Origin of the sequence: Methylobacterium endophyticum (genome assembly GCF_050591105.1) — a bacterium.
In the GTDB taxonomy this organism is placed as follows: Bacteria; Pseudomonadota; Alphaproteobacteria; order Rhizobiales; family Beijerinckiaceae; genus Methylobacterium.
The window spans coordinates 365,194-387,306 of record NZ_JBNHES010000001.1; the positions used below are offsets into that span (position 1 = coordinate 365,194).

Genomic DNA, 22,113 nt, shown 5'->3' on the forward strand with positions numbered 1-22,113 from the left:
GAGCCCGTGTGTCCGCAAGCGACACGGGCCGGACGCCTGCTCGGCGTCCGGCCCGGTTCACGATGTCGCGACGGTCCGTTCGTCGCGATATTAGCCGGCTCTGAACAGGCGGCGCAGGCCGGTGAGGAAGCCTCCCCTGGGCGCGCTCTCCCCGGCCGCCGGAGCGGCGTCCACGGCCGCTTGCGCGCGGGGCGCCAGGACGAGGCCGAGGGCGGCGGTGTCGGTGGTCTCGCGGTCGATCAGGATCAGGCTGCCGGTATCGCGGTTCTCCGCGTAGGGATCGACGGCCACGCCCCGGTCGAGGGTCAGGGTCACGTCGCCGATGTCGTTGGCCGAGAGCCTGTCCGCCGGGCCCGCCTGTCCGGTCTCGGGATCGATGCGGGTGAGGATCGCCGAGACCACGGCGTTGACGGTGGCGGTGCCGACCTTGGCGAAGAGCGTCGCGCCCGGCACCAGATCGGTCTCGGCCGCCCAGAACAGGCGCGCGTCGAGGCTGTCCGACACCCGGATCGGCGCATCGGCCGCCGAGATGACGGCACCGCGCGAGACGTCGACCTCCTCCGCGAGCACCAGCGTCACCGACTGGCCCTCGCAGGCCGTGTCGAGGTCGCCGTCGGCCGTGTGGATGCGCGCCACCGTCGTGGTGCGGCCGGAGGGGGCCAGCGCCACCCGGTCGCCGGGGCGGACGCTGCCGCTGGCGATCAGGCCCGAGAAGCCGCGAAACTCGGAGTTCGGCCGGTTGACCCATTGCACCGCGAGGCGGAAGGGCGCGGCCTGCGCGGCCTCGTGGACGGGGACCGTCTCCAGGTAGCGCAGCAGCGGCTCGCCCGCGTACCAGCCGGCGGCGGCGCCGGGCAGCACGACGTTGTCGCCGTTCTTCGCCGAGAGCGGGATCGCCCGCACCTCCGCGAAGCCGAAGGAGGCGGTGAAGGCCTGGAAGCCGGCGACGATCTCCTCGAACTTCGTCTGCGACCAGCCGACGAGGTCCATCTTGTTGACGGCCAGCGCCACCCGCTTGATGCCGAGGATCGAGACCAGCAGCGCGTGGCGCCGGGTCTGGCGGGTGAGCCCCTGGCGCGCGTCGACCAGGATCACCGCGATGTCGGCCGTCGAGGCGCCGGTGGCCATGTTGCGGGTGTATTGCTCGTGGCCGGGGGTGTCGGCGACGATGAAGGAGCGCTTGTCCGTGGAGAAGAAGCGGTAGGCGACATCGATGGTGATGCCCTGCTCGCGCTCGGCCTGGAGCCCGTCGACGAGGAGCGCCAGGTCCATTTCGGCGCCCTGGGTGCCGTGCTTGCGCGAATCCCGCTGGAGCGCGGTGATCTGGTCGTCGAAGATCTGCTTGGTGTCGTGCAGCAGCCGGCCGATCAGGGTCGACTTGCCGTCGTCCACGGAGCCGCAGGCGATGAAGCGCAGCACCTCCTTGCTCTGGTGCGCGGCGAGGAACGACTCGTAGCCGAACGCCTCGGGTGCCTGATGGATGGTCATCAGAAATAGCCCTCCTGCTTCTTGCGCTCCATGGAGCCGGCGCCGTCCTTGTCGATGAGCCGGCCCTGCCGCTCCGAGGTGCGGGCGGCGAGCGTCTCGCCGATGATCTCGGGGAGCGTGGCGGCGGTGCTCTCCACAGCGGCGGTGAGCGGATAGCAGCCGAGCGTGCGGAAGCGGACGGAGAGCTCCCGCGGCGTCTCGCCGGGCGCGAGCGGAAGGCGCTCGTCATCCACCATGATGAGCAGCCCCTCGCGCTCCACCACCGGGCGCGGCTTGGCGAAATAGAGCGGCACGATCGGAATATTTTCCTGCTCGATATACAGCCAGATATCGAGCTCGGTCCAGTTCGAGAGCGGGAAGACGCGCAAGCTCTCGCCGCGCCGCTTCTTGAGGTTGTAGAGGTGCCAGGGCTCGGCGCGCTGGCGCTTGGGGTCCCAGCGGTGCTGGGCGTTGCGCAGCGAGACCACGCGCTCCTTGGCGCGGGAGGCTTCCTCGTCGCGCCGCGCGCCGCCGAAGGCCGCGTCGAACTTGTGCTTGTCGAGAGCCTGACGCAGGGCCTGCGTCTTCATCACGTCGGTATGGACTTCCGAGCCGTGGCTGATCGGGCCGATGCCGCGCGCCAGCCCGTCCTGGTTGGTGTGGACGATGAGCTCGGCGCCGATCTCCTTCGCGCGGGCATCGCGGAAGGCGATCATCTCCCGGAACTTCCAGGTCGTGTCGATATGCATCAGCGGAAACGGCAGGCGGCCGGGCGCGAACGCCTTCTGCGCCAGATGCAGCAGCACCGACGAGTCCTTGCCGATGGAATAGAGCATCACCGGGTTCTCGGTCTCGGCGACCGTCTCCCGCAGGATGTGAATGCTCTCGGCCTCGAGCCGCTGGATATGGGTGAGGCGGTCGGCGCCAAGATTGGAGCCAAGGGCCGCGTTATGGGCGGCCGTGGTCACGGCGGCGGAACTCATCGGGCCATCTCCGGTCTGCGCGTATCTGTGGTCTCGAATGCGGCGGCTTCCCGGCCGGGCTCCACATCGCCCTCGGGTGCGTGGACATGCAGGCCGCATTCCTTCTTGTCCTGCTGCTCCCACCACCAGCGTCCGGCGCGCTCCGGCTCGCCGACGCGCACCGCGCGGGTGCAGGGCGCGCAGCCGATCGAGGGGAAGCCCCGGTCGTGCAGCGCGTTGTAGGGAACGTAATTGTCGCGAACGAGGCGCTCGATCGCGGCCCTGTCCCAGTCGGCGAGCGGGTTCACCTTGATGAGGCCCCTCCCCTCGTCGGCCTCGGCGAGGGGCGTCTCCGCCCGCTCGGCGGACTGGCCGGCGCGCAGGCCCGTGAACCAGATCTCGGCGCCCTTCAGCGCCCGGCCGAGGGGCTCGACCTTGCGGAAGCCGCAGCAGGCCTGCCGCGCCGCGATCGACTTGCGGAAACCGTTGATGCCCTCGTCGCGGACATAGCCCTCCTCCGCCGCGCGCTCGGGGGCGTAGGAGAGGATGCGGATGCCGTAGGCCGCCTCGGTCTCGCCCCAGACGTCGTAGGTCTCGGGAAACAGCCGGCCGGTATCGAGGGTGACGATCTCCGTGCGGGACTTCGCCGTCGCCAGCACATGGGTCAGCGCCTGGTCCTCGATGCCGAGGCTGGTGGTGAAGACGAGCCGCCCCGAGAAACGGGCCTCCACCAGGCGGACGCGCGCGGCGAGATCGAGCCCCGCGAGATCGGCGGCGAGGCGTTCGGCCGTCCTGGCGAGGTCGGACAACGTGGCGGTGGCAGTGGCGGTGGACATGGCGGTTGCGCGTTCGTGCCTGCTTGTCGGACCGAGGAAATGTTCGCTATAACGAACGAAGTCAAGGCGCACCCCGCGCGGTCCGGGTATTCCGGCACCGCAGCGGAACGCCCGATCGAGACGGGCGCCGGCGCCCTGCCCCTGGAAAAGGCGGAATTTTCTTCCCCTTCGCCACAGGGAGAGGGCCCGGCAAGAACCGAACGAGGTCCGAGTTGGATTCGATAGACCTGAAGATCCTGGCGCTCCTGCAAACGGACGCGACCCTCTCCATCGCCGCCATCGGCGAGAAGGTCGGCCTCTCGCAGACGCCGTGCTGGAAACGCATCCAGAGGCTCGAGGCCGACGGCGTCATCGACCGGCGGGTGGCCGTCCTCGACCCGGTGAAGCTGGGGCTGGGGCTCACGGTGTTCGTGTCGATAGAGACGGCGGACCATTCCAGCGACTGGCTGGAGAAGTTCGCGTCCACCGTCGCGGCGATGCCGGAAGTGCTGGAATTCTACCGGATGGCGGGGGATGTCGACTACATGCTACGGGTCGTCGTGGCCGACATGCAGGCCTACGACACGTTCTACAAGCGGCTGATCGGTTCCCTGCCGCTCAAGAACGTGACCTCGCGATTCGCCATGGAGAAGGTGAAGTCCACCACCGCGCTGCCCCTTCCGTTGCCGGCGCCGGCTGGTCGGCAGGCACCGGCGCTGGCCGTGGTCGGAGAATAATCGTCTCTCTCGCAACGCAACAACGATCTGCTTCTTCTCTCGCCGGAGCGTTCTGTAAAACGGACATCCCCGTTGACAGACGGACCGCTCGGGCCGACATGGTCCTCACGATGTCACGCCACGCACTCCTCCCCCGCACGGCACCGTTCGGCGATACCGAACGCGCCAGTCTCGACGCCGTGCTCGGTCCGGCGACGCCCATCCAGCGCGCCTGGCTCGCGGGATTCCTCGCCGGGATCGACGCCGCCGGAGGCCAGCCGGCCGCCGTCTCCGCCGCCCCGCCCAAGGCGGCCGAGCCGCTGACGATCCTGTTCGCCAGCGAATCCGGCAACTCGGAGCGGCTCGCCGGCGACGTCGCCAAGCTCGCACGCAAGCAGGGCTTCAAGCCGAAGGTGGTCGATTTCGCCGATCTCGACCTCGCGACCCTGCCGAAGGCCGGCAGGATCGTCGCCATCGCCGCCACCTGGGGCGAGGGCGAGCCGCCGGCCCGCGCCGTGCGCGCCTATGGCGAGCTGATGGGGGAGGCCGCGCCGCGCATCGAGGGCGTGAAGTTCGGCGTGCTGGCGCTCGGCGACACCTCCTACGTGGAGTTCTGCGCCATCGGGAAGGCGCTCGATGCCCGCTTCGAGGCGCTGGGCGGCATCCGCGCGCATGAGCGCGCCGATCTCGATCTCGATTTCGAGACGCCGGCCGCCGAGTGGATCAAGGGCGCCCTGAAGGCGCTGGCGCCGGAGCCCTCCGCCGACAACGTCGTCGCCGTCGATTTCGCCCGCGCCGCCCCCGGCGACGACGAGGCCGAGATCAGCCGCGAGCCGGTGCTGGCCGAGGTGGTCGAGCATGTGAACCTCAACTCCTCGCGCTCGGACAAGGAGACGATCCACCTCGCGCTCGCCTTCGAGAACGGGGCGCCGGCCTACGAGCCGGGCGATTCGCTGGAGATCTTCCCCGAGAACGATCCGCAGCTCGTGGAGGACATCCTCAAGGCGGCCGGGCTTCCGGGCGACGAAGCGCTGCGCAAGGCGCTGCTCTCCGAGCGCGACATCACCACGCTGTCCGTCGCCACGGTGGAGCGCTTCGCCAAGGCGACGGGCCATGCCGACGCCCGCAAGCTCATCGATGCCGGCGAGGTGCGGGCCTGGATCGAGGGCCGCCATCTCGTCGACCTGCTCGAGACCTATGCTGCGCCGCTGACGGCCGAGCATCTGGCCGCCATCACCCGGCCGCTGCCGCCGCGTGCCTATTCCATCGCCTCCTCTCGCAAGGAGGTCGGCGACGAGGTGCATCTTGCCATCGCCGCCGTGCGCTACGAGACCCATGGGCGCGCCCGCTCGGGCGTCGCCTCCGTCCATGTGGCGGACCGCATCAGGGACGGCGCGAACCTGCGCGTGCGGGTGAAGCCGAACCGGCATTTCCGCCTTCCCGCCGATCCGGCGACCGACATCATCATGGTCGGCCCCGGCACGGGCGTCGCGCCCTTCCGCGCCTTCGTGCAGGAGCGCCGCGCCGTGGAGGCGCCCGGCCGTTCCTGGCTCTTCTTCGGCGACCGGCACTTCACCCACGACTTCCTCTACCAGCTCGAATGGCAGGAGGCCCTGGAGGACGGTTCGCTCACGAAGATCGACGTCGCCTTCTCCCGCGACCAGCCCGAGAAGGTCTACGTGCAGGACCGTCTCAGTGAGAACGCCGCCGAGGTGGTGGCCTGGCTCGACGGGGGCGCCCATCTCTATGTCTGCGGCGATGCCAAGCACATGGCCAAGGACGTGCGCGCGGCCGTGGTCGGCGCCTTCCGCTCCGTGAAGGGCCTGTCCGAGGCCGATGCCGAGGCCCATGTCGCGGGTCTCGAGCGTAGCCACCGCTATCAGCAGGACGTTTACTGAAGACGCCTTCCCTCCCCCCTGCGGGGAGGTACCGAGGGTGGGGGTGGCGCGGAAAGCACCGCCGAGGGTGACGCGGCACCACCCCCACCTCCAACTCCTCCCCGCGAAGGAGAGGAGAGTTCCCGAGCCCGGATACCGCCATGGACGACCACAAGCCCATCGACACCGAAGACGGCCCCGCCCTGGTGACGCCGGGCGTCGGCGCGCATCGCTACGAGACCCCGCCCGCCGGGCGTCCCATCGACGATCCGCAGGCCGCCAGGGAGGCCGGGCTCGCGCATAACGAGCATCTCAAGATCGCCAGCCGCTACCTGCGCGGCGGCCTCGCCGACGGCCTCTTGAAGCACGCGACGGGCGCCATCTCGGAGGATGACGGCCAGCTCGTGAAGTTCCACGGGATGTACATGCAGGACGACCGCGACCTGCGGCCGGAGCGGACCAGGAAGAAGCTCGACAAGGCCTACAGCTTCATGATCCGGCTCCGCATCGCGGGAGGCGTGGTCACGCCGAAGCAGTGGCTGATCCTCGACGGCCTCGCCACCACCTATGCCAACGGGACGCTCCGGGCGACGACGCGCCAGACCTTCCAGTATCACGGCGTCATCAAGTCGAACCTCAAGCGGGCCATGGCGGCCATCGACTCGGCGCTGCTCGACACCATCGCCGCCTGCGGCGACGTGAACCGCAACGTCATGGCCGCGACGAACCCGGCCCAGTCCGGCGCGCACAAGGCCGCCTACGATCTCGGCAAGGAGATCTCGGACACGCTGCTGCCCAAGACCAACGCCTGGCGCGAGATCTGGCTCGACGGCGAGAAGGTCGTCGGCGGCGAGGAGGAGGGTTTCGTCGAGCCCGTCTACGGCAAGACCTACCTGCCGCGGAAGTTCAAGATCGTCGTCGCGGTGCCGCCCTCGAACGAGGTCGACATCTTCGCGCACGACCTCGGCTTCATCGCCATCCTCGACAAGAAGAACAGGGTGACGGGCTGGAACGTCACGGTGGGCGGCGGCATGGGCATGACCCATGGCGAGACCGACACCTTCCCGCGCACCGCCGACGTCATGGGCTTCTGCAAGCCCGAGGACGCCGTGAAGGTCGCCGAAGCCGTGATGACGGTCCAGCGCGACTGGGGCAACCGCAAGGTCCGCAAGAACGCGCGGCTCAAATACACCATCGAGCGCTACGGGCTCGCGGCCTTCCGGGCCGAGGTGGAGAAGCGCCTCGGCAAGCCGCTCGAGGAGGCGAAGCCCTTTACCTTCGAAGGCAACGGCGACCGCTACGGCTGGACCGAGGGCGACGACGGCCGCCATCACCTGACGCTCTACATCCCCTCCGGGCGCATCAAGGACGTGGAGGGCGGCCCGCAATTCCTCGCCGGCCTGCGCCGCATCGCGCAGGTTCACGAGGGCGATTTCCGCCTCACCGGCAACCAGAACGTCATCATCGCCAATGTCCCGGCCGGAAAGCGCGCCGAGATCGAGGCGCTGGTGGACGAGTATGGGCTGACCAAGGGCGCCGGCGCCCTGCGGCGCAGCTCCATGGCCTGCGTCGCGCTGCCGACCTGCGGCCTCGCGCTGGCCGAGAGCGAGCGCTACCTGCCGAGCCTCATCGACGAGTTGGAGGAGAGCCTCGCCGGGCACGGCCTGTCCGAGGACGAGATCACCATCCGCATGACCGGCTGCCCCAATGGCTGCGCCCGGCCCTACATCGCCGAGATCGGCCTTGTCGGGCGCGGGCCCGAGCGCTACCACCTCTATCTCGGTGCGGCCTTCGACGGCTCGCGGCTGTCGAAGCTCTACAAGGAGGACGTCACCGCGAGCGAGGTGCGCGCCACGCTCGATCCGTTGTTTGCCGACTACGCGAAGGGCAGGAGCAAGGGCGAGCGCTTCGGCGACTTCCTGATCCGCGCCGGTCACGTCGCCAAGACGACGAACGGGCCGGATTTCCACGAGCGGATCGGGGCCCTGAAGCCGGCCGCCTGAGGGGCGCGGCGAAACCCTCACCCGTCGCAGGAGTTGGCTCACCGCAAGGAGACGCGGATGAGCATGACGAACGGCACGGACCGCAAGATCCGCTACGCGGTGGTGGGCGGCGGCTGGATTTCCCAGGCCGCCTTCATGCCGGGCGTGGCGCAGACGGGCAATTCAGAGATCACAGCGCTCGTCACAGGCGATCCCGAGAAGGCGCGCGTCCTCGGCGATCGCTATGGGATCAGGGCATGGTCCTACGACGCGTATCGCGAGGCGCTGGCGTCGGACACCTTCGACGCGGTCTATCTCGCGCTGCCCAACGGCATGCACCGCGACTATGCGGTGCCGACGCTAGAGGCCGGCAAGCACCTGCTTCTCGAAAAGCCGATGGCGACGAGCGTCGATGAGGGCGAGGCGATCGTCGCGGCCGCGCGCGCCGCCGGCGTCAAGCTGATGATCGCCTACCGCCTCCATTGCGAGCCGGGCACGCTTGATGCCATCGAACGGGTGCGGCGGGGCGAGATCGGCGAGCCCCTGCTGTTCTCCTCGGTCTTCGCGCAGCACGTCTCGGGAGAGAACCACCGGGCGAGGCAGGGCTACTGGGCCGGGCCGGTGCCGGACATGGGCACCTATCCGCTCAACGCGGTGCGCAACCTGTTTTCCAGCGAGCCGATCTCGGTGAGCGCCCACGGGGCGCGCCGGCCGGACAGTCCCTTCGAGTTCCACGGCACCGTGACCGTGATCCTGCGCTTTCCCGGCGAGCGCATGGCCCAGTTCACGGTGTCCTATGAGACCGACGCGGTGGACGAGTACCGGATCGTTGGCACGGAGGGCGATCTCCTGATGTCGCCGGGCTTCACCTTCGGCCGGGGGCTCGCCGGAAAGCTCACCACGGGCGGGAAAATGCGCGACCTCTCCTACGCGCATGTCGACCAGTTCAGCGGAGAGACGCGCTACTTCTCGGACTGCATCCTCCACGACCGCGCGCCGGAGCCCGACGGCGAGGAGGGGCTTGCGGATCTGCGCGTGCTCGCGGCCGTCGAGCGGGCGCTGGAGACGGGCGAAACCCAGGTTCTTCCAGCCATGGAACGGAGCCGGCGACCGAGCGCCGGACAGGGCGTGGCCCTGCCGCCGGTGAAGCCCCCCGATCTCGTGGATGCTGCGGAACCCGGCGGCTGAACGCCGCGAGGACTGTTCATCCCGTTCCCGACCGACGTTCCGAGGCGCACCCTTGGGCCGCTTCCGGTCAAGCTAGGCCATAAGCCGAGAATAAACCGCCCGGCGGCGTGAACGATTTCTTGGATCGGCCGTTGTGCCAACGGATCGGGTCGGGAGTCGCGCCATGGCGAAGCACGAGATACTCAATTTCTTCGAGCATCGGCGCGACGGCGCTTGGGTCTGCGTGCGTCCCTTCACGCTGACGACCCGCAGCGCCAACGTGGATATCCGCCAGGGCATGCGCTTCGATTACGGCAAGCGTGTCGGCGGCGTCGACCTTGCCGAATACTTGGAGCGGCTCGGCTCGCAATTCGGTTCCTGAGCCGGCGTATCTCGCCGGATCAGAGCCTGTAGGCGGTGCGGCAGGCGCCCCAGTGGCGTCCGCGAATGCGGATCGGCGCGTCGATCTCCAGCACCACCAGGGTCGTCGCACCCATGTCGCGGCGGTACACCTGCACCGTCGAGGGGCGCGTCGATCGGGCGGCCGTGATGCCGGCACGGTCGTCGAAGATCCGCAGGTTGCGCGCGTTGGCCGCGTTCCAGACGGGATCGTTCAAACGCTGCGGCTGGGAATAGGCCCTGTTGTGGAAGGGCAGGAATCCATTGCGGTCGGTGACGATGCAGAACAGCATCCGGTCGTCGCGGCCGAGCTCCGGTTCGAGGATCGGCCCCACCAGCCGCACCACGGGATCGACGCAGGGTGCCATGAACTGCGGCGGGTTCGATCCCGCGAGCGGGCGGTACTCGGTATCGAACAGATCCGTCTCCCCGAGGCGTCCTGAGTCCAGCTCCGCCTCCATCAGGCTCGCCATGCGCGCCGCGAGGCTCTGCGCCTTGGCGACGCGGGGCGCGTTCTCGGCTTGGATGGCGGACAGCTTGGCGGCGAGACGCTCCCGGACGGCGGGATCCATGGCTCCGAAAGCGCAATGCAGGCCGATGGGGCTCACCGCCACCACCTCGGCGGACAGACCGCCGATCCCGTCCACATCGAGCGTCAATCGGGCGGGCGCCGCGATCGGAGCGCCCGGAGGCGGCATGAGCAGAAGCCCTCCGTCGCTGAGATCGACGGTGGTGGTGCGGCGTCCGTCCGGCAGCCGCACGGCGAGCTCGACGGGATACCTGTCAGACCGGCGCCGGTCGCCGATCTCGCTCTGGCGCATCACCGCGACGAACCGCCGGGCGAGGCTCGCCGCCTGCTCGGCCGCCGCGCCGGTCGCCCCTTCCATGGCGGCCGCCTGTCGGTCGAGGCTCGCGGCACTGGCGGCGCTCGCGTCGCCGTCTACCTGCGCCACCAAGGCAGAGGCACGGCCGGCCTCGCCGACGATGGCCGTCACCGTGACGGCCTGGGTGTCGGCGATGTCGCGGACGGCGGCGAAGGCGGGCCGGACCGAATCGATCGCGCCGGCCACGGCTTCGATCGCCGCTCCCGATGCGGCCGCGCCCTGCCGCAGCCGCGCCACGCGCTCGCGGACCTCGTCGGCGGCGCGGGCGGTCTGGACGGAGAGCGCCTTCACCTCCTGCGCCACCACGGCGAAGCCCCGTCCCGCCTCGCCAGCGCGGGCCGCCTCGATGGTGGCGTTGAGGGCGAGGAGATTCGTCTGGTTCGCGACCAGGGTGATGGTGTCGACGATCCCGGCGATCTCGTTGCCGGCCTCCGCGAGGGCGGTGACGAGGGCGCGCGCCTCGCCGCCACGGTCGCCGGCATGGTCGAGATGGCCCCCCGCCTGCGTCATCGCGGCGGTGATCCGGGCGGACAGTGACGAGAGGCCGCCGGTCTGCTCGGCGAGCCCGGCCGTCGCCGCGGCGGCGTCGCGCGATGCATGCGCGAGGTCGTCCATCTGGGCGCGGATCGCGGACAGGCCGGACTTCATCTCCCCCACTTCCGTGCGGGCGGTGGCGATGGAGCCGCTCACGCCTTCGATGGCGGAGCGGACATCCGATTCGATGGTGTCGAGCACGTCGCTCGGCGGCATGCCGCGCGCCGGCTCGGGCACGGGCGACGCCGCCGGCGGCCCCGGATCGGCCGCTTGCGCGGCGGTGGCGGGGACAGCGATCTTGGCTGAGGAGCGAAGGAACCACATGCCGCCATTGGATGGCGACACGTCGCTAACGCGCAGTTAAAATGCGGACAATCGATATGGTTGTGTCACGGTCGGCCTAGTCCCGCTTCTTCGCGCGAGCCCTTGGGGAACCCACTGGAAGCAGGGGACTTTCCGCATGCACGGGGCCGTTGCACAACGGTGAAGCTTTGACGCCGGACTAGTCAGGGGCATAGGCTCGGAGGATGATGATCGACGCCGACAGCGACCTACTCCTCGTCGAGGACGGCCTCCCGACGACCCGTTGCCGGATCCTGGCGACCGCCGAGCGGTTCTTCCGCGAGATCGGCTATCAGAAGACCACCGTCGCGGACATCGCCAAGACCCTGCGGATGAGCCCCGCGAACGTCTACCGCTTCTTCGATTCGAAAAAGGCGATCAACGAGGCCGTCGTGGAGCGCGTGACGCTGGAGATCCACGCGCTCGCGGAGGGGATCGCGTCGAAGGCGGATCTCTCGGCGGCGGACCGGATCGCGTGCATCGTCCGGGCGCTGCATAGCAATTGCGTGGACCGTTGCGAAGCCAATCCGCGTATGCACGAAATGGTCGAAGCCGCGATGACCGAGAGCTGGGATGTATGCCTCGCGCATGTGGAGCGGATCGGGGCGACCTTCACGCGGCTGGTGCGCGAGGGGGTGAAGGCCGGCGAGTTCCATGTCGCCGACCCGGATATGGCGGCCCGCTGCCTGCACACCGCGATCACCCGCTACACGCATCCGATGCTGGTGAGCCAGTTCCCCAACGCTCCGGCACCGCCGGTGGAGGCGATGATTCCGTTCCTGCTCGCGGCCCTCGGCACCGAGGCCGGGGCGATCGCGGCCGCCTCCCCCGCCCGGCACTGAGAGCTGAGTTTCAGCGCATCTCGGCGACGATCGCCGCCGCGACGGATGCGGGGTCGCCCGCTCCGGTGATCGGCCGGCCCACCACCACCTGATCGATGCCGGCGATGCGCGCCTCGCGCGGGGTCATCACCCGCTTCTGGTCGCCGAGGGCGGCACCGGCGGGGCGGATGCCCGGCGTCACGATGAGCGTGTCGGCGCCGACGATCCCGCGCACGGACACCGCCTCGACGGCGCTGCACACGATCCCGTCGATGCCCGCCTCGATCCCTTGCGCGGCGCGCCGGGCCACGAGTTCTGGCACGGAGAGGGCATAACCGGCCTCGCGCGCGTCCGCTTCGTCGTAGGAGGTCAGCACGGTGACGGCGAGGACCTTCAGGCCGCCGGCCCGTCCCCGCATGGCGGCGCGCATGGTCTGCGGATAGGCATGCACGGTCAGGTAGGTCGCCCCGAGATCGCTCAGGGCCCGCACCCCCTCCTCGACGGTGTTGCCGATGTCGTGCAGCTTGAGGTCGAGGAAGACCTTGAGGCCCCGCGCAGCGAGCCTCGGCACCAGCGCCAGCCCGCCGGAATAGGCCAGCCGGTAGCCGATCTTGTAGAAAGTGGCGGCATCGCCGATCCGCTCCACCAGCGCCTCGGCCTCGGCGACGCTCGGCACGTCGAGGGCGACGATCAGGCGGTCGCGGGGGTCGTTCATCGGCGGCTCCGTGGGGACATTCTCGGGCGGGGCGGATGCCGGCCCGCCGGAGGGCGATACCGCCCCCGCGGCCGGACCCATCACGACGCCCGGCGGGTGTCAACGCCGGCCGTCGCGACCTCCGCCGTCATGACGCGGGCGACCTCGGCCTTCAGCACCGGCAGCAGTTCGGCCTCGAACCAGGGATGGCGCTTGAGCCAGCCGTTGTTGCGCCAGGAGGGATGGGGCAGCGGCAGCACGCGCGGCCGGCGCGGCTCGGCCAGGGTCTCCCGCCAGCGCATCACCGTCCCGGTGAGGCCGCCCTCCATCCGCTCGAGATGCCAGCCCTGTGCGTATTGGCCGATGACGAGGATCAGTTCCAGCCTGGGCAGGCCGGCGAAGATCTCGGCCCGCCAGCGCTCGGAGCATTCCCGACGCGGCGGGCGGTCGCCGCCCTTCGCGTCGAGGCCGGGAAAGCACGATCCCATGGGCACGATGGCGACGCGGGCGGCATCGTAGAACGCGGGCTCGTCGAGCCCGAGCCAGGAGCGCAGCCGCACGCCGGACGGGTCCATGAAGGGCATGCCCGTGCGGTGGGCCCGCGTACCGGGCGCCTGGCTCGCGATGCACAGGCGCGCGCCCGCGCTGCCCTGGATGATCGGGCGCGGCTCCTGCGGCAGCGGCGCGCCGTAGCGGGGCGCGTCGCGGCAGATGCGGCAGGCCCGCAGCGCGGCGGCGGTCACGTCGAAGGAGGGCTGGCGTCGCGTCATGCCCCGCCGAGATGGGTATCCGGGCCGCCGCCGGCGAGAGGCGGCGGCCCGGCCGAGCCCTTTACGTCACACGCCGTGCAGCGCGCTCATGTCGAGGGGGAGCGAGCGCAGGCGCACGCCGGTCGCGGCAAAGACGGCGTTGGAGATCGCAGGCGCCAGCACCGGCACGCCGGGCTCGCCGATGCCGGTGGGCGCCGTCTGCGAGGGCATGATGTGGACCTCGACCACGGGCATCTCGCTCATGCGGGTCGGCTCGTAGGCGTCGAAGTTCTTTTCCTGCACCACGCCGTCCTTGAGGGTGATGCGGTTGCGCAGCACCGAGGACAGGGCGAAGCCCACAGCGCCCTCCACCTGCGCCCGGATCACGTCCGGGTTCACGGCGACGCCGACATCCACCGCCGCGACGATGCGGTTGACCTTCACCTTGCCGTCGCCCGCCGTCACGTCGGCCACCATGGCGACGTAGGAGCCGAAGGATTCGTGCGCGGCGACGCCGAGCCCGTTGCCCTTCTCCTTCTTGCGATCCGCCCAGCCGGCCTTGTCGGCGGCGAGCTTGAGCACGGCGGAGAGGCGGGGCGCCGAGGCCAGCAGCGACAGCCGATAGGCCACCGGATCGACGCCGGCCGCATGCGCCAGCTCGTCCACGAAGACCTCCATGGCCTGCGCGGTGTGGGTATGGCCGACCGAGCGCCACCACAGCACCGGCACGCCCTCGCGCCCGTTATGGACCTCGAACCGATAGGCCGGGAGGGCGTAGGGCGTGTCGGAGGCGCCCTCCACGGTGGTGCCGTCGATGCCGTTCTTGACGATCATCGCCTCGAAGGGCGAGCCGATCATGATCGACTTGCCGACGATCACATGCCGCCAGCCGGTGATGGCGCCCTTGGCGTCGATGCCGGCGCGGACCTTGTGGAGGACGGTGGGGCGGTAGAAGCCGCCGGCCATGTCGTCCTCGCGGGTCCAGACGAGATGCACCGGCGCCTTGGCGCCGTGGGCCTTCACGATGCTGGCGGCCTCGGCGAAATAATCGGCCGTCGGGGTGGCCCGCCGCCCGAAGGAGCCGCCGGCCCATTGCGTATGCAGGCGGACCTTGTCCGTGGTCACGCCGAGCACGGCGGCGACCACCGCCTGCTCGACGGTCTGGAGCTGGCAGCCGGCGAAGACGTCGAAGCTCTTGCCGTCGGCGGCGGGCTCTATGGTGGCGTTGAGCGGCTCCATCGCCGCATGGGCGAGATAGGGGAAGCTGAACTCCGCCTCGACCACCTTGGCGGCCGCCTCGATCCCGGCATCCGGGTCCCCGCGCTCGGAGGCGACGAGGCCGGGGCGCTTGGCCGTCTCGCGATACTCGGCCAGGATCGCGTCGGAGGAGCGGGATTCCGCCGCGCCGTCGTCCCAGGTGATCTTGAGCGCCTCGCGGCCCTTCATGGCCGCCCAGGTGTCCTTCGCGACGACCGCGACGCCGGTCGGGATGCGCAGCACGTCGACGACGCCTTTCACGGCGCGGGCGGCGGTGTCGTCCAGGCTCTTGACCACGCTGCCGAAGCGGGGCGCATGCGCCACCACCGCCGTGAGCTGTCCGGGCCGGCGGATGTCGAGGGAGTAGACCGCGCTGCCATTGGTCTTGGCCACGGAATCGAGGCGCGGCACCTTCGTGCCGATGAGCCGCCACTGGCTCGGATCTTTTAGGCGCGGCTCCTGCGGAACGGGGAGCGTCGCGGCGGAGGCCGCCAGTTCGCCGAAGCGCGCCTGCCGGTTCGAGGGGGCGTGGCGGACGACGCCCTTCTCCACGGTGATCTCGGCGACCGGCACCTTCCACTGGTAGGCGGCGGCGGCCACCAGCATCTCGCGGGCGGCGGCACCCGCCTTGCGGAGCTGGAACCAGGAATTGGCGATGGCGGTCGAGCCGCCCGTGCCCTGCACGGGGCCCATCAGCAGGTTGTTGTAGAGCGCCGCGTCGGCGGGGGCGAACTCGGTGCGCACCGTGGCCCAGTCGGCATCGAGCTCGTCGGCGAGGATGGTGGCGAGGCCGGTGGTGTTTCCCTGGCCCATGTCGAGATGCTTGACGATCACCGTCACGGTGTCGTCGGCGGCGATGCGCACGAAGGCGTTGGGGGCGGCCGGCACCTTCGAGAGGTCGTGACCTCCGGCGGCGCGGGCCGGGCCGGCGGGATCGAGCCGGAAGCCGACGAGGATGGCGCCGGCTGCCGCCGCGCCGCCGAGGAAGGCGCGGCGGGAGGGGGCGGGCTCGCGGACGGGGGAGGTCGGGCGGGCGGGTTTCAGCATGGCGGTGCTCCGGTCAGACGGGCGTCAGGCGAGGGAGCGGGCGGCCTCGTGGATGGCCGCGCGGATGCGCTGGTAGGTGCCGCAGCGACAGATGTTGCCGTCCATGGCGCCGGCGATGTCGTCGTCGCTCGGTTTGGCGTTGTCGGTGAGGAGCCCGATCGCGGACATGATCTGCCCGGACTGGCAGTAGCCGCACTGGACCACGTCGAGCTTGCGCCAGGCCCCTTGCACGGCTTCCGCCACGCGGCCCGAGACGCCCTCGATGGTGGTGATCCTGGCCTCCGCGACGTCGCCGATGCGGGTCTGGCAGGAGCGCACCGGCTGGCCGTCGAGATGCACCGTGCAGGCCCCGCACTGGGCGATGCCGCAGCCGTATTTGGTGCCGGTCATGTCGAGGCGGTCCCGCAGGACCCAGAGGAGCGGCATCTCGGGATCGGCGTCGACCTCGCGGGGCACGCCGTTGACGGTCAGCTTCAGCATGCGACGTCCCTCCGTAGCCGTGGATTCACCGGGGATTGCGCCTCGCGCGGGCCCAAGCGATGTGCGCTGGCGCACATGATGCCGCGTCGCGCGGTCCGTCGCGGTCCGCCGACCGGGATCGCTAAGATTGTGCCCGACCCGGCAGGCCGTTCTTAACACATTCCTTCCATTCTGACGCTCCTGTCCCGCGGGCGTCGAGACGGCCCGCCGGCCGCGAACGACCCGCTCATCACGGGTCTTCCAAGGCGTCGATGTCCGACCTGACGGTTGAGATGGTGCAGCGCGGTCGCGGGCCGTCCTCCGAGGAGGCGGCGCGGCGGCGCGGGATCGCCCGCGAGATGCGCTCCGCCCGCGAGAAGCTGACCTCGGAAACGGGGCTGGAACGCGCCTTCGACTACGAGCTGCTGCGCGTCTACGCCCAGTATCGCGCCGGGGCGGGTATTCCCCTCGGCATCTTCGCGGTGGCGATGGCCGCCGCCGCCGTGGTCTGGGTGCCGCCGGTCTTCGCCGCGACCTGGGCGCTGTGCGTCTTCGTCGCCATCTCCATCAACACCGCCCTGAGCCGGCGCTTCCTGCGCATCCCCGCCGAGGAGATCTCACACCCCGCGTGGCGGCGCCGCTTCGCCCTCGGCGAGGGCGTGCAGAGCCTGTGCTGGTCGACCATGATCGGGCTCGCCCTCACCGAGGGCCGGGTCTTCGCGCTGTTCGGCCTCGTGAGCGCGGCCGCCGTCTCGACCATGCTGGCGGCCACCGTCCCCACCGCCGCCGTCGCCGGCCTCGTGCCGCTCTGCGTCGCCACCATCGTCTTCCTGGCGCCCTCGCAGGAGATGAACGCGGTGATGCTGGTGACGATCGCGCTCGCCTCGCAGATCTTCTTCCTCGGCCTGTCGCGCCGCCTCTACACCTCGACGGTCGGCGCGCTCCAGTCGCGCGCGGAGAAGGACGCGATCTTCGGCGAATTGGAGCAGGCCAAGGCCAACTCGGACGAGGCCCGGCGCCGGGCGGAGGAGGCCAACCTCGCCAAGTCGCGCTTCCTCGCAACCATGAGCCACGAGCTGCGCACGCCGCTCAACGCCATCCTCGGCTTCTCCGAGGTGATGAAGAACGAGGTCTTCGGGCCGCATCAGGCGCCGAGCTACAAGGAATACTCGAACGACATCCACGACAGCGGGATGCACCTCCTCAACCTCATCAACGAGATCCTCGACCTCTCGCGCATCGAGGCCGGGCGCTACGAGCTGAACGAGGAGGCGACCCAGCTCGCCTATATCGTGGACGAGTGCCGCCACATGATCGGCCTGCGCGCCCGCAGCAAGGGCCAGATCTTCCACGACTTCATCGACGATTCCTTGCCGCGCATCTGGGCCGACGAGCGCGCCATCCGGCAGATCGTGCTCAACCTCCTGTCTAACGCCGTGAAGTTCACCCCGCCGGGTGGCGAGATCACCATCAAGGTCGGCTGGACGAGCTCGGGCGGCCAGTACGTCGCCGTGAAGGACAGCGGGCCGGGCATCCCCGAGGAGGAGCTCGGCACCGTGATGTCCTCGTTCGGGCGCGGCTCGCTGGCGATCAAGACCGCCGAGCAGGGTTCGGGGCTGGGGCTTCCCATCGTGAAGGGCCTCGTGGACCTGCACGGCGGCACCTTCCAGCTCAAGTCGAAGCCGCGCGAGGGAACGGAAGTCATCGTGATGCTGCCGGCGAGCCGGGTGATGGACACCCTCTCGGCGGTGAGCGTCGAGCCCGAGAAGCCGGCGCCGAAGGCACCTGCGAAGGCCGCCGCCAAGCCCAAGCCCGGCGAGCCGACGGGCCCGCACCAGCGCCGCAACCCGCCTTCCGCGAGGGTCGCCTGAGCGTCTCAGGTCGGACCCGACACCCCCGCCTGCGCAAAGGTCGCCATCTCCCGATGGCAAGCAAGCGCGCCCTTGAGCAGCCCCAGCGCCATCGCCGCGCCCGAGGCTTCCCCGAGCCGCATCCCGAGCGCCAGCAGCGGCACCAGGCCCAGCCGCTCCAGCACCTCCCGATGGGCGCCCTCGGCGGAGAGGTGCCCGGCGAGGCAGTGGTCCAGCGCGCGCGGATCGAGGACGTGGAGCACGGCGGCGGCGGCGGTGGCGACGTAGCCGTCGAGCACCACCGGCACCCGCTGGAGCCGGGCGGCGAGGATGGCGCCGGCCATCGCCGCGATCTCGCGTCCGCCGAGCCGCCGCAGCACCTCCAGGGGATCGCCGAGATGGCCGGCATGGCAGGCGAGCGCCGCCTCCACCGCCGCGATCTTGCGGCCGATGCCGGCCTCGTCGACGCCGGTGCCGCGCCCCACCCAATGCGATGCCGGGCCGCCGAACAGCGCGGCGTAGATCGCCGCCGCCACGGTGGTGTTGCCGATGCCCATCTCGCCCACGGCGAGGCAATCGGTGCCGGCGGCCACCGCCTCCATGCCGTAGGCCATGGTGGCCACGCACGCCTTGTCGTCGAAGGCCGGGCCCGAGGCGATGTCGCCGGTCGGCATGTCGATGGCGAGGTCGAACACCTTGAAGCCGAGCCCGTAGGCGGCGCAGATCTGGTTGATCGCCGCGCCCCCCGCCGCGAAGTTGTCGAGCATCTGCCGGTTGACCGAATCCGGGTAGGCCGAGACGCCCCGCGCGGTGACGCCGTGGCTGCCGGCGAAGACGCAGACCAGCGGCCGGTCGAGGCTCGGGGGGGCCTTGCCCTGCCAGGCGCCGAGCCATTCGACGAGATGCTCCAGCCGGCCGAGCGAACCGGCGGGCTTCGTCAGCGTGGCGTCGCGCTCGCGGATCGCCGCGACCGCCGCCTCGTCCGGGCCAGGCATGGTCGCGAGCAGATTGCGGATATCCGCGAACGGGTTGGCTTCTGTCATCGAGGGCGGCCGCCAAGGTTCCTGTGGGCGGCCGCCGGGAGTGTGCGGTGCGGTCGCGGGGCGAGCTATAACGAGCCGTGCGGTCGGGGTGAAGGCTGAGTGCGATGCGGGACGAGGGCGGACTCTCGGAGGAGGCGGACTGGCCGGGGCGCGACCTCGTCCGCGATCTCGCCGCCTGCCTGCGCTTCTATTCCCGCCTGCCGGTCCCGCGCTTCCTGGGGGAGCCGGACCCGTATGCGGTGCCCGATTTCCGCACGGTGCCCCGGATGCTGCCGGTGGCGGGGCTTCTCCTGGCGCTGCCCTCCGCCCTGACCCTGCTCGCGGCGCGGGGGCTCGGGCCGTTCCTGGCGGCGAGCCTGGCGATCCTCGTCGGCATCCTCGTGACCGGCGCGCTCCACGAGGACGGTCTCGCCGACTGTGCCGACGGGCTCGGCGGCTCCTCGCGGCAGCGGGCGCTGGAGATCATGCGCGACAGCCGCATCGGCAGCTATGGCGGCCTGGCGCTGGCCTTCTCGCTGCTCCTGCGGATCGGGGCGCTGGCGACGCTCCTCGACCGGATCGGCGGCGCGGCGGCGGTCGCGCTGCTGCTGGCGGCGGTCCTGTCGCGGACCTTCGCGTTGGCGCCGATGGTGCTCCTGCGGCCCGCGCGGCCGGACGGGGCCGGCGCCTCGGTCGGGCGGCCGGAGAAGGCGACGGTGGGTGTCGCCGCCGGGCTCGCCCTGGCGCTGGCCCTGCTCGCGCTCCTCGTCCTGCCGGTTCGCGGCGTGTCGGCGATGCTCGTGCCGGCGCTCGCGGGCGCGCTCGCCGTGACCTGGCTCGCGAAGAGACGCTTCGGCGGCCAGACCGGCGACGTCGTCGGGGCGAGCCAGCAGGCGGCCGAGATCGCGGCCCTGCTCGGCCTCCTCGCCGTCGTCTGAGCGCGGGGCTTGATCGAGCCCTCGCTGGCAGGGCAAGGACGAGGGCCATGACCGCCTCCTCCTCGCCCGCGTACAAAAAACCGTCGAGCCCCTGCACCAAGGTCTGCATCCTCGACGAGCGGGCCGGGCTCTGCGTCGGCTGCGGGCGCACCCGCGACGAGATCGCGCTGTGGGGGTCGATGCCAGAGGCGCGGCGTCTCGCCATTATGGCGACCCTCGAAGCGCGGCTGCGGGATGCCCATCTCGACAAGGCCGCGCCGGGCCGTCCCTGAGCGCGCCGGGAGGGTCCACGACGCCATGATGTATCTCGGGCTCATCGCCATCGGGCTGGTGCTGGCGGTCCTGATCCTGACGGACGGCTCGTCCAGCATCGGCGGGGTGATCGAGCCGGACCAGCTCGCCGGGCTGGCCTGGGGCGGCACCATCCTGACGCTGGTGGTGGCGGGCTTCTGGCACCAGTTCCGCGAGCGGATCGGCGAGAACCTGCGCAACCTGCTGATCTGGCTGGCGCTGGGCCTCGCCTGCGTCCTCGCCTTCTCCTACCGCGACCGCATGCAGAGCGTCGGCGGACGCCTGCTCGGCGACCTGCGGCCCGGCACCGCCGTCGTCGGCCCCGGCGGCAGCGTGACCGTCACGCGCCGCGCGAACGGGGAGTTCCGGGTCGAGGCCGAGGTGAACGGGCGGACGCAGTCCTTCGCCTTCGACACGGGCGCCAGCGCCGTGGTGCTGACCGCCGAGAATGCGGCGGCCCTCGGCATCAGGCCGGAGCCGGGCGAGTTCTCGTCCCGCGTCTCGACGGCGAACGGCACGGCCTTCACGGCGCCGATCCTGCTCGACAGCCTCTCCATCGGCCCGATCACCGAACGGCGGGTGGATGCAATGGTGGCCAAGCCCGGCGCGCTCTCCGGCAACCTGCTCGGCCAGAGCTTCCTGACCCGCCTGCCCTCCTACGAGGTGCGCGGCGACCGGCTGATCCTCAACGGCCGATAGAGTATGTCCAGGAGAAGTGGGCTCCTGTTCTCCGTCAGGACATACGACAGAACAACAAACGAGAGTCTGTCAGGCGCTTCTGAAAGTGCCTGACAGACTCTCGTCAGCAGGCGAGCGCCGCCGGGGGCTGGAACGGAGCGGGCGGACGCTCGCGCGAGACCATCGCGGCCGCCGCGCGGAGGGTGTCGAGCCCGGCCTCCGGCGCGGTCCCGGCGGTGGCGAGGTGGCGGCGCCACGCCCGCGCCCCCGGCCGGCCGTTGAACAGCCCGAGCATGTGCCGGGTGATCGCGTGCAGCCGGACACCCTGCGCCAGCGCCTCGGCCACGTAGGGCGCGAACGCCTCCACCGCCGCGAAGGGATCGGCCACCGGGGCCGGCTCCCCGAACAGCTCGGGATCGACGCCGATGAGCAGCGCCGGGTCCGAATAGGCCGCCCGGCCCATCATGATCCCGTCGAGCCCCCGGTCGAGCAGCGCGCGCGCCTGATCGAGGGTATCGATGCCGCCGTTGATCGCCACCGGCAGGGCCGGACGCGCCCGCTTCAGGCGCGCCACCCGCTCGTAGTCGAGGGGCGGCACGTCGCGATTCTCCTTCGGCGAGAGCCCCTTCAGCCACGCCTTGCGGGCATGCACGACGAGCCCGTCGACGCCGGCCGCGACCACCGCCTCCGCCAGGGCATCGAGGGCCTGCTCCGTGTCCTGGTCGTCGACGCCGATGCGGCACTTCACCGTGACGGGAACCCGCACCGCCGCCTTCATCGCCGCGACGCAATCGCCGACGAGGCCCGGCTCGCGCATCAGGCAGGCGCCGAAGCGGCCGTCCTGCACCCGGTCCGACGGGCAGCCGACATTGAGGTTGACCTCGTCGTATCCGAATTCCTCGGCGATCCGCGCGGCGGCGGCGAGATCGGCGGGGTCCGAGCCGCCGAGCTGCACCGCGACGGGATGCTCGGCGGGGGAGAACCCGAGCAGCCGCTCGCGCGGGCCGTGCAGGACGGCCCCCGTCGTGACCATCTCCGTATAGAGGCGCGCCCGGCGCGACAGCACCCGATGGAAGGAGCGGCAGCCCCTATCGGTCCAATCCATCATCGGCGCGACGGAGAAGCGCAGGTCCTCAGGCGTCATCGTCGGGTTCGGGCGCGA

20 protein-coding genes are annotated in these 22,113 nt (G+C 70.8%); 10 read left to right on the forward strand and 10 right to left on the reverse strand.

Going from position 1 to position 22,113, the window contains the following annotated elements; all coding sequences use genetic code 11:
- Positions 1 to 90 precede the first annotated feature (90 nt).
- Genes cysN through ACP56T_RS01710 form a run of 3 tightly spaced genes read right to left on the reverse strand, consistent with a single transcriptional unit; the run spans position 91 to position 3,265 of the window.
- Positions 91 to 1,488 (reverse strand): sulfate adenylyltransferase subunit CysN, encoded by a 1,398-nt coding sequence (gene cysN / locus ACP56T_RS01700; RefSeq protein WP_430910364.1) that lies wholly within the window; start codon positions 1,486 to 1,488, stop codon positions 91 to 93.
- Positions 1,488 to 2,450: a sulfate adenylyltransferase subunit CysD gene (cysD, locus tag ACP56T_RS01705; protein WP_430910365.1), complete on the reverse strand. Its 963-nt coding sequence runs from the start codon at positions 2,448 to 2,450 to the stop codon at positions 1,488 to 1,490. Before cysD ends, cysN begins: the two co-directional genes overlap by 1 nt.
- Complete coding sequence (locus ACP56T_RS01710; protein ID WP_430910366.1) at positions 2,447 to 3,265, reverse strand: phosphoadenylyl-sulfate reductase; 819 nt, start codon at positions 3,263 to 3,265, stop codon at positions 2,447 to 2,449. Before ACP56T_RS01710 ends, cysD begins: the two co-directional genes overlap by 4 nt.
- 212 nt (positions 3,266 to 3,477) lie before the next feature.
- Between ACP56T_RS01710 and ACP56T_RS01715 the strand changes: the two genes are divergently transcribed.
- The 5 genes from ACP56T_RS01715 (at position 3,478) to ACP56T_RS01735 (ending at position 9,368) form a co-directional block, all read left to right on the forward strand.
- The gene (locus tag ACP56T_RS01715) at positions 3,478 to 3,981 is read left to right on the forward strand and encodes an Lrp/AsnC family transcriptional regulator (RefSeq protein WP_430910367.1); all 504 of its coding nucleotides are present in this window, start codon (positions 3,478 to 3,480) and stop codon (positions 3,979 to 3,981) included.
- A 110-nt stretch (positions 3,982 to 4,091) separates the two neighbouring features.
- The gene (locus ACP56T_RS01720) at positions 4,092 to 5,858 is read left to right on the forward strand and encodes a diflavin oxidoreductase (RefSeq protein WP_430910368.1); all 1,767 of its coding nucleotides are present in this window, start codon (positions 4,092 to 4,094) and stop codon (positions 5,856 to 5,858) included.
- Positions 5,859 to 5,998: 140 nt separating this feature from the next.
- Positions 5,999 to 7,840, forward strand: a complete 1,842-nt coding sequence (locus tag ACP56T_RS01725) for an NADPH-dependent assimilatory sulfite reductase hemoprotein subunit (RefSeq protein WP_430910369.1) — start codon at positions 5,999 to 6,001, stop codon at positions 7,838 to 7,840.
- 57 nt (positions 7,841 to 7,897) lie between these two features.
- A complete protein-coding gene (locus ACP56T_RS01730) occupies positions 7,898 to 9,007 on the forward strand; it encodes a Gfo/Idh/MocA family protein (RefSeq protein WP_430910370.1) in 1,110 nt (369 codons plus the stop codon).
- 163 nt (positions 9,008 to 9,170) lie between these two features.
- A complete protein-coding gene (locus tag ACP56T_RS01735; protein WP_430910371.1) occupies positions 9,171 to 9,368 on the forward strand; it encodes a hypothetical protein in 198 nt (65 codons plus the stop codon).
- A 19-nt stretch (positions 9,369 to 9,387) separates the two neighbouring features.
- Here the strand turns inward: ACP56T_RS01735 and ACP56T_RS01740 are convergent, their stop codons facing one another.
- Positions 9,388 to 11,127 carry a methyl-accepting chemotaxis protein gene (locus ACP56T_RS01740; protein WP_430910372.1) on the reverse strand — a complete coding sequence of 580 codons (1,740 nt, stop codon included), beginning with the start codon at positions 11,125 to 11,127 and terminating at the stop codon, positions 9,388 to 9,390.
- Positions 11,128 to 11,330: 203 nt separating this feature from the next.
- Between ACP56T_RS01740 and ACP56T_RS01745 the strand changes: the two genes are divergently transcribed.
- A complete protein-coding gene (locus tag ACP56T_RS01745; RefSeq protein ID WP_430910373.1) occupies positions 11,331 to 11,987 on the forward strand; it encodes a TetR/AcrR family transcriptional regulator in 657 nt (218 codons plus the stop codon).
- 10 nt (positions 11,988 to 11,997) lie between these two features.
- On the opposite strand, the gene pyrF is transcribed toward ACP56T_RS01745, so the two are convergent.
- The 4 genes from pyrF to ACP56T_RS01765 all read right to left on the reverse strand — a co-directional run bounded on the left by pyrF (position 11,998) and on the right by ACP56T_RS01765 (position 16,193).
- Complete coding sequence (gene pyrF / locus ACP56T_RS01750) at positions 11,998 to 12,681, reverse strand: orotidine-5'-phosphate decarboxylase (protein ID WP_430910374.1); 684 nt, start codon at positions 12,679 to 12,681, stop codon at positions 11,998 to 12,000.
- Positions 12,682 to 12,761: 80 nt separating this feature from the next.
- Entirely contained in the window at positions 12,762 to 13,430 is a 669-nt protein-coding gene (locus ACP56T_RS01755) for a uracil-DNA glycosylase family protein (RefSeq protein WP_430910376.1), read from the reverse strand.
- 66 nt (positions 13,431 to 13,496) lie between these two features.
- Positions 13,497 to 15,713, reverse strand: a complete 2,217-nt coding sequence (locus tag ACP56T_RS01760; RefSeq protein WP_430910377.1) for a xanthine dehydrogenase family protein molybdopterin-binding subunit — start codon at positions 15,711 to 15,713, stop codon at positions 13,497 to 13,499.
- Positions 15,714 to 15,737: 24 nt separating this feature from the next.
- Entirely contained in the window at positions 15,738 to 16,193 is a 456-nt protein-coding gene (locus tag ACP56T_RS01765) for a (2Fe-2S)-binding protein (RefSeq protein WP_430910378.1), read from the reverse strand.
- 251 nt (positions 16,194 to 16,444) lie between these two features.
- Between ACP56T_RS01765 and ACP56T_RS01770 the strand changes: the two genes are divergently transcribed.
- Positions 16,445 to 18,043: a sensor histidine kinase gene (locus ACP56T_RS01770; RefSeq protein WP_430910379.1), complete on the forward strand. Its 1,599-nt coding sequence runs from the start codon at positions 16,445 to 16,447 to the stop codon at positions 18,041 to 18,043.
- Between the two features lie 5 nt (positions 18,044 to 18,048).
- Here the strand turns inward: ACP56T_RS01770 and cobT are convergent, their stop codons facing one another.
- On the reverse strand, positions 18,049 to 19,065 hold the full coding sequence (cobT, locus tag ACP56T_RS01775) for a nicotinate-nucleotide--dimethylbenzimidazole phosphoribosyltransferase (protein ID WP_430910380.1): 1,017 nt from the start codon (positions 19,063 to 19,065) through the stop codon (positions 18,049 to 18,051).
- Between the two features lie 104 nt (positions 19,066 to 19,169).
- Here cobT and cobS point away from each other — a divergent pair, with 104 nt between their 5' ends.
- From cobS to ACP56T_RS01790, 3 genes are read left to right on the forward strand one after another with little or no spacing between them, the layout of a single operon-like run.
- Entirely contained in the window at positions 19,170 to 19,982 is an 813-nt protein-coding gene (cobS, locus tag ACP56T_RS01780) for an adenosylcobinamide-GDP ribazoletransferase (RefSeq protein WP_430910381.1), read from the forward strand.
- Between the two features lie 47 nt (positions 19,983 to 20,029).
- A complete protein-coding gene (locus ACP56T_RS01785; protein ID WP_430910382.1) occupies positions 20,030 to 20,254 on the forward strand; it encodes a DUF1289 domain-containing protein in 225 nt (74 codons plus the stop codon).
- Between the two features lie 25 nt (positions 20,255 to 20,279).
- Entirely contained in the window at positions 20,280 to 20,972 is a 693-nt protein-coding gene (locus ACP56T_RS01790) for a retropepsin-like aspartic protease family protein (protein WP_430910383.1), read from the forward strand.
- A 103-nt stretch (positions 20,973 to 21,075) separates the two neighbouring features.
- Here the strand turns inward: ACP56T_RS01790 and dusA are convergent, their stop codons facing one another.
- A complete protein-coding gene (dusA, locus tag ACP56T_RS01795; protein WP_430910384.1) occupies positions 21,076 to 22,095 on the reverse strand; it encodes a tRNA dihydrouridine(20/20a) synthase DusA in 1,020 nt (339 codons plus the stop codon).
- Positions 22,096 to 22,113: the final 18 nt, after the last annotated feature.

Coding starts and splice junctions, on each gene's coding strand:
- cysN (WP_430910364.1), bottom strand. CDS start 1,488: ATGACCATCCATCAGGCACCCGAGGCGTTCGGCTACGAGTCGTTCCTC.
- cysD (WP_430910365.1), bottom strand. CDS start 2,450: ATGAGTTCCGCCGCCGTGACCACGGCCGCCCATAACGCGGCCCTTGGC.
- ACP56T_RS01710 (WP_430910366.1), bottom strand. CDS start 3,265: ATGTCCACCGCCACTGCCACCGCCACGTTGTCCGACCTCGCCAGGACG.
- ACP56T_RS01720 (WP_430910368.1), top strand. CDS start 4,092: ATGTCACGCCACGCACTCCTCCCCCGCACGGCACCGTTCGGCGATACC.
- ACP56T_RS01725 (WP_430910369.1), top strand. CDS start 5,999: ATGGACGACCACAAGCCCATCGACACCGAAGACGGCCCCGCCCTGGTG.
- ACP56T_RS01730 (WP_430910370.1), top strand. CDS start 7,898: ATGAGCATGACGAACGGCACGGACCGCAAGATCCGCTACGCGGTGGTG.
- ACP56T_RS01735 (WP_430910371.1), top strand. CDS start 9,171: ATGGCGAAGCACGAGATACTCAATTTCTTCGAGCATCGGCGCGACGGC.
- ACP56T_RS01740 (WP_430910372.1), bottom strand. CDS start 11,127: ATGTGGTTCCTTCGCTCCTCAGCCAAGATCGCTGTCCCCGCCACCGCC.
- ACP56T_RS01745 (WP_430910373.1), top strand. CDS start 11,331: ATGATGATCGACGCCGACAGCGACCTACTCCTCGTCGAGGACGGCCTC.
- pyrF (WP_430910374.1), bottom strand. CDS start 12,681: ATGAACGACCCCCGCGACCGCCTGATCGTCGCCCTCGACGTGCCGAGC.
- ACP56T_RS01755 (WP_430910376.1), bottom strand. CDS start 13,430: ATGACGCGACGCCAGCCCTCCTTCGACGTGACCGCCGCCGCGCTGCGG.
- ACP56T_RS01760 (WP_430910377.1), bottom strand. CDS start 15,713: ATGCTGAAACCCGCCCGCCCGACCTCCCCCGTCCGCGAGCCCGCCCCC.
- ACP56T_RS01765 (WP_430910378.1), bottom strand. CDS start 16,193: ATGCTGAAGCTGACCGTCAACGGCGTGCCCCGCGAGGTCGACGCCGAT.
- ACP56T_RS01770 (WP_430910379.1), top strand. CDS start 16,445: ATGTCCGACCTGACGGTTGAGATGGTGCAGCGCGGTCGCGGGCCGTCC.
- cobT (WP_430910380.1), bottom strand. CDS start 19,065: ATGACAGAAGCCAACCCGTTCGCGGATATCCGCAATCTGCTCGCGACC.
- cobS (WP_430910381.1), top strand. CDS start 19,170: ATGCGGGACGAGGGCGGACTCTCGGAGGAGGCGGACTGGCCGGGGCGC.
- ACP56T_RS01785 (WP_430910382.1), top strand. CDS start 20,030: ATGACCGCCTCCTCCTCGCCCGCGTACAAAAAACCGTCGAGCCCCTGC.
- ACP56T_RS01790 (WP_430910383.1), top strand. CDS start 20,280: ATGATGTATCTCGGGCTCATCGCCATCGGGCTGGTGCTGGCGGTCCTG.
- dusA (WP_430910384.1), bottom strand. CDS start 22,095: ATGACGCCTGAGGACCTGCGCTTCTCCGTCGCGCCGATGATGGATTGG.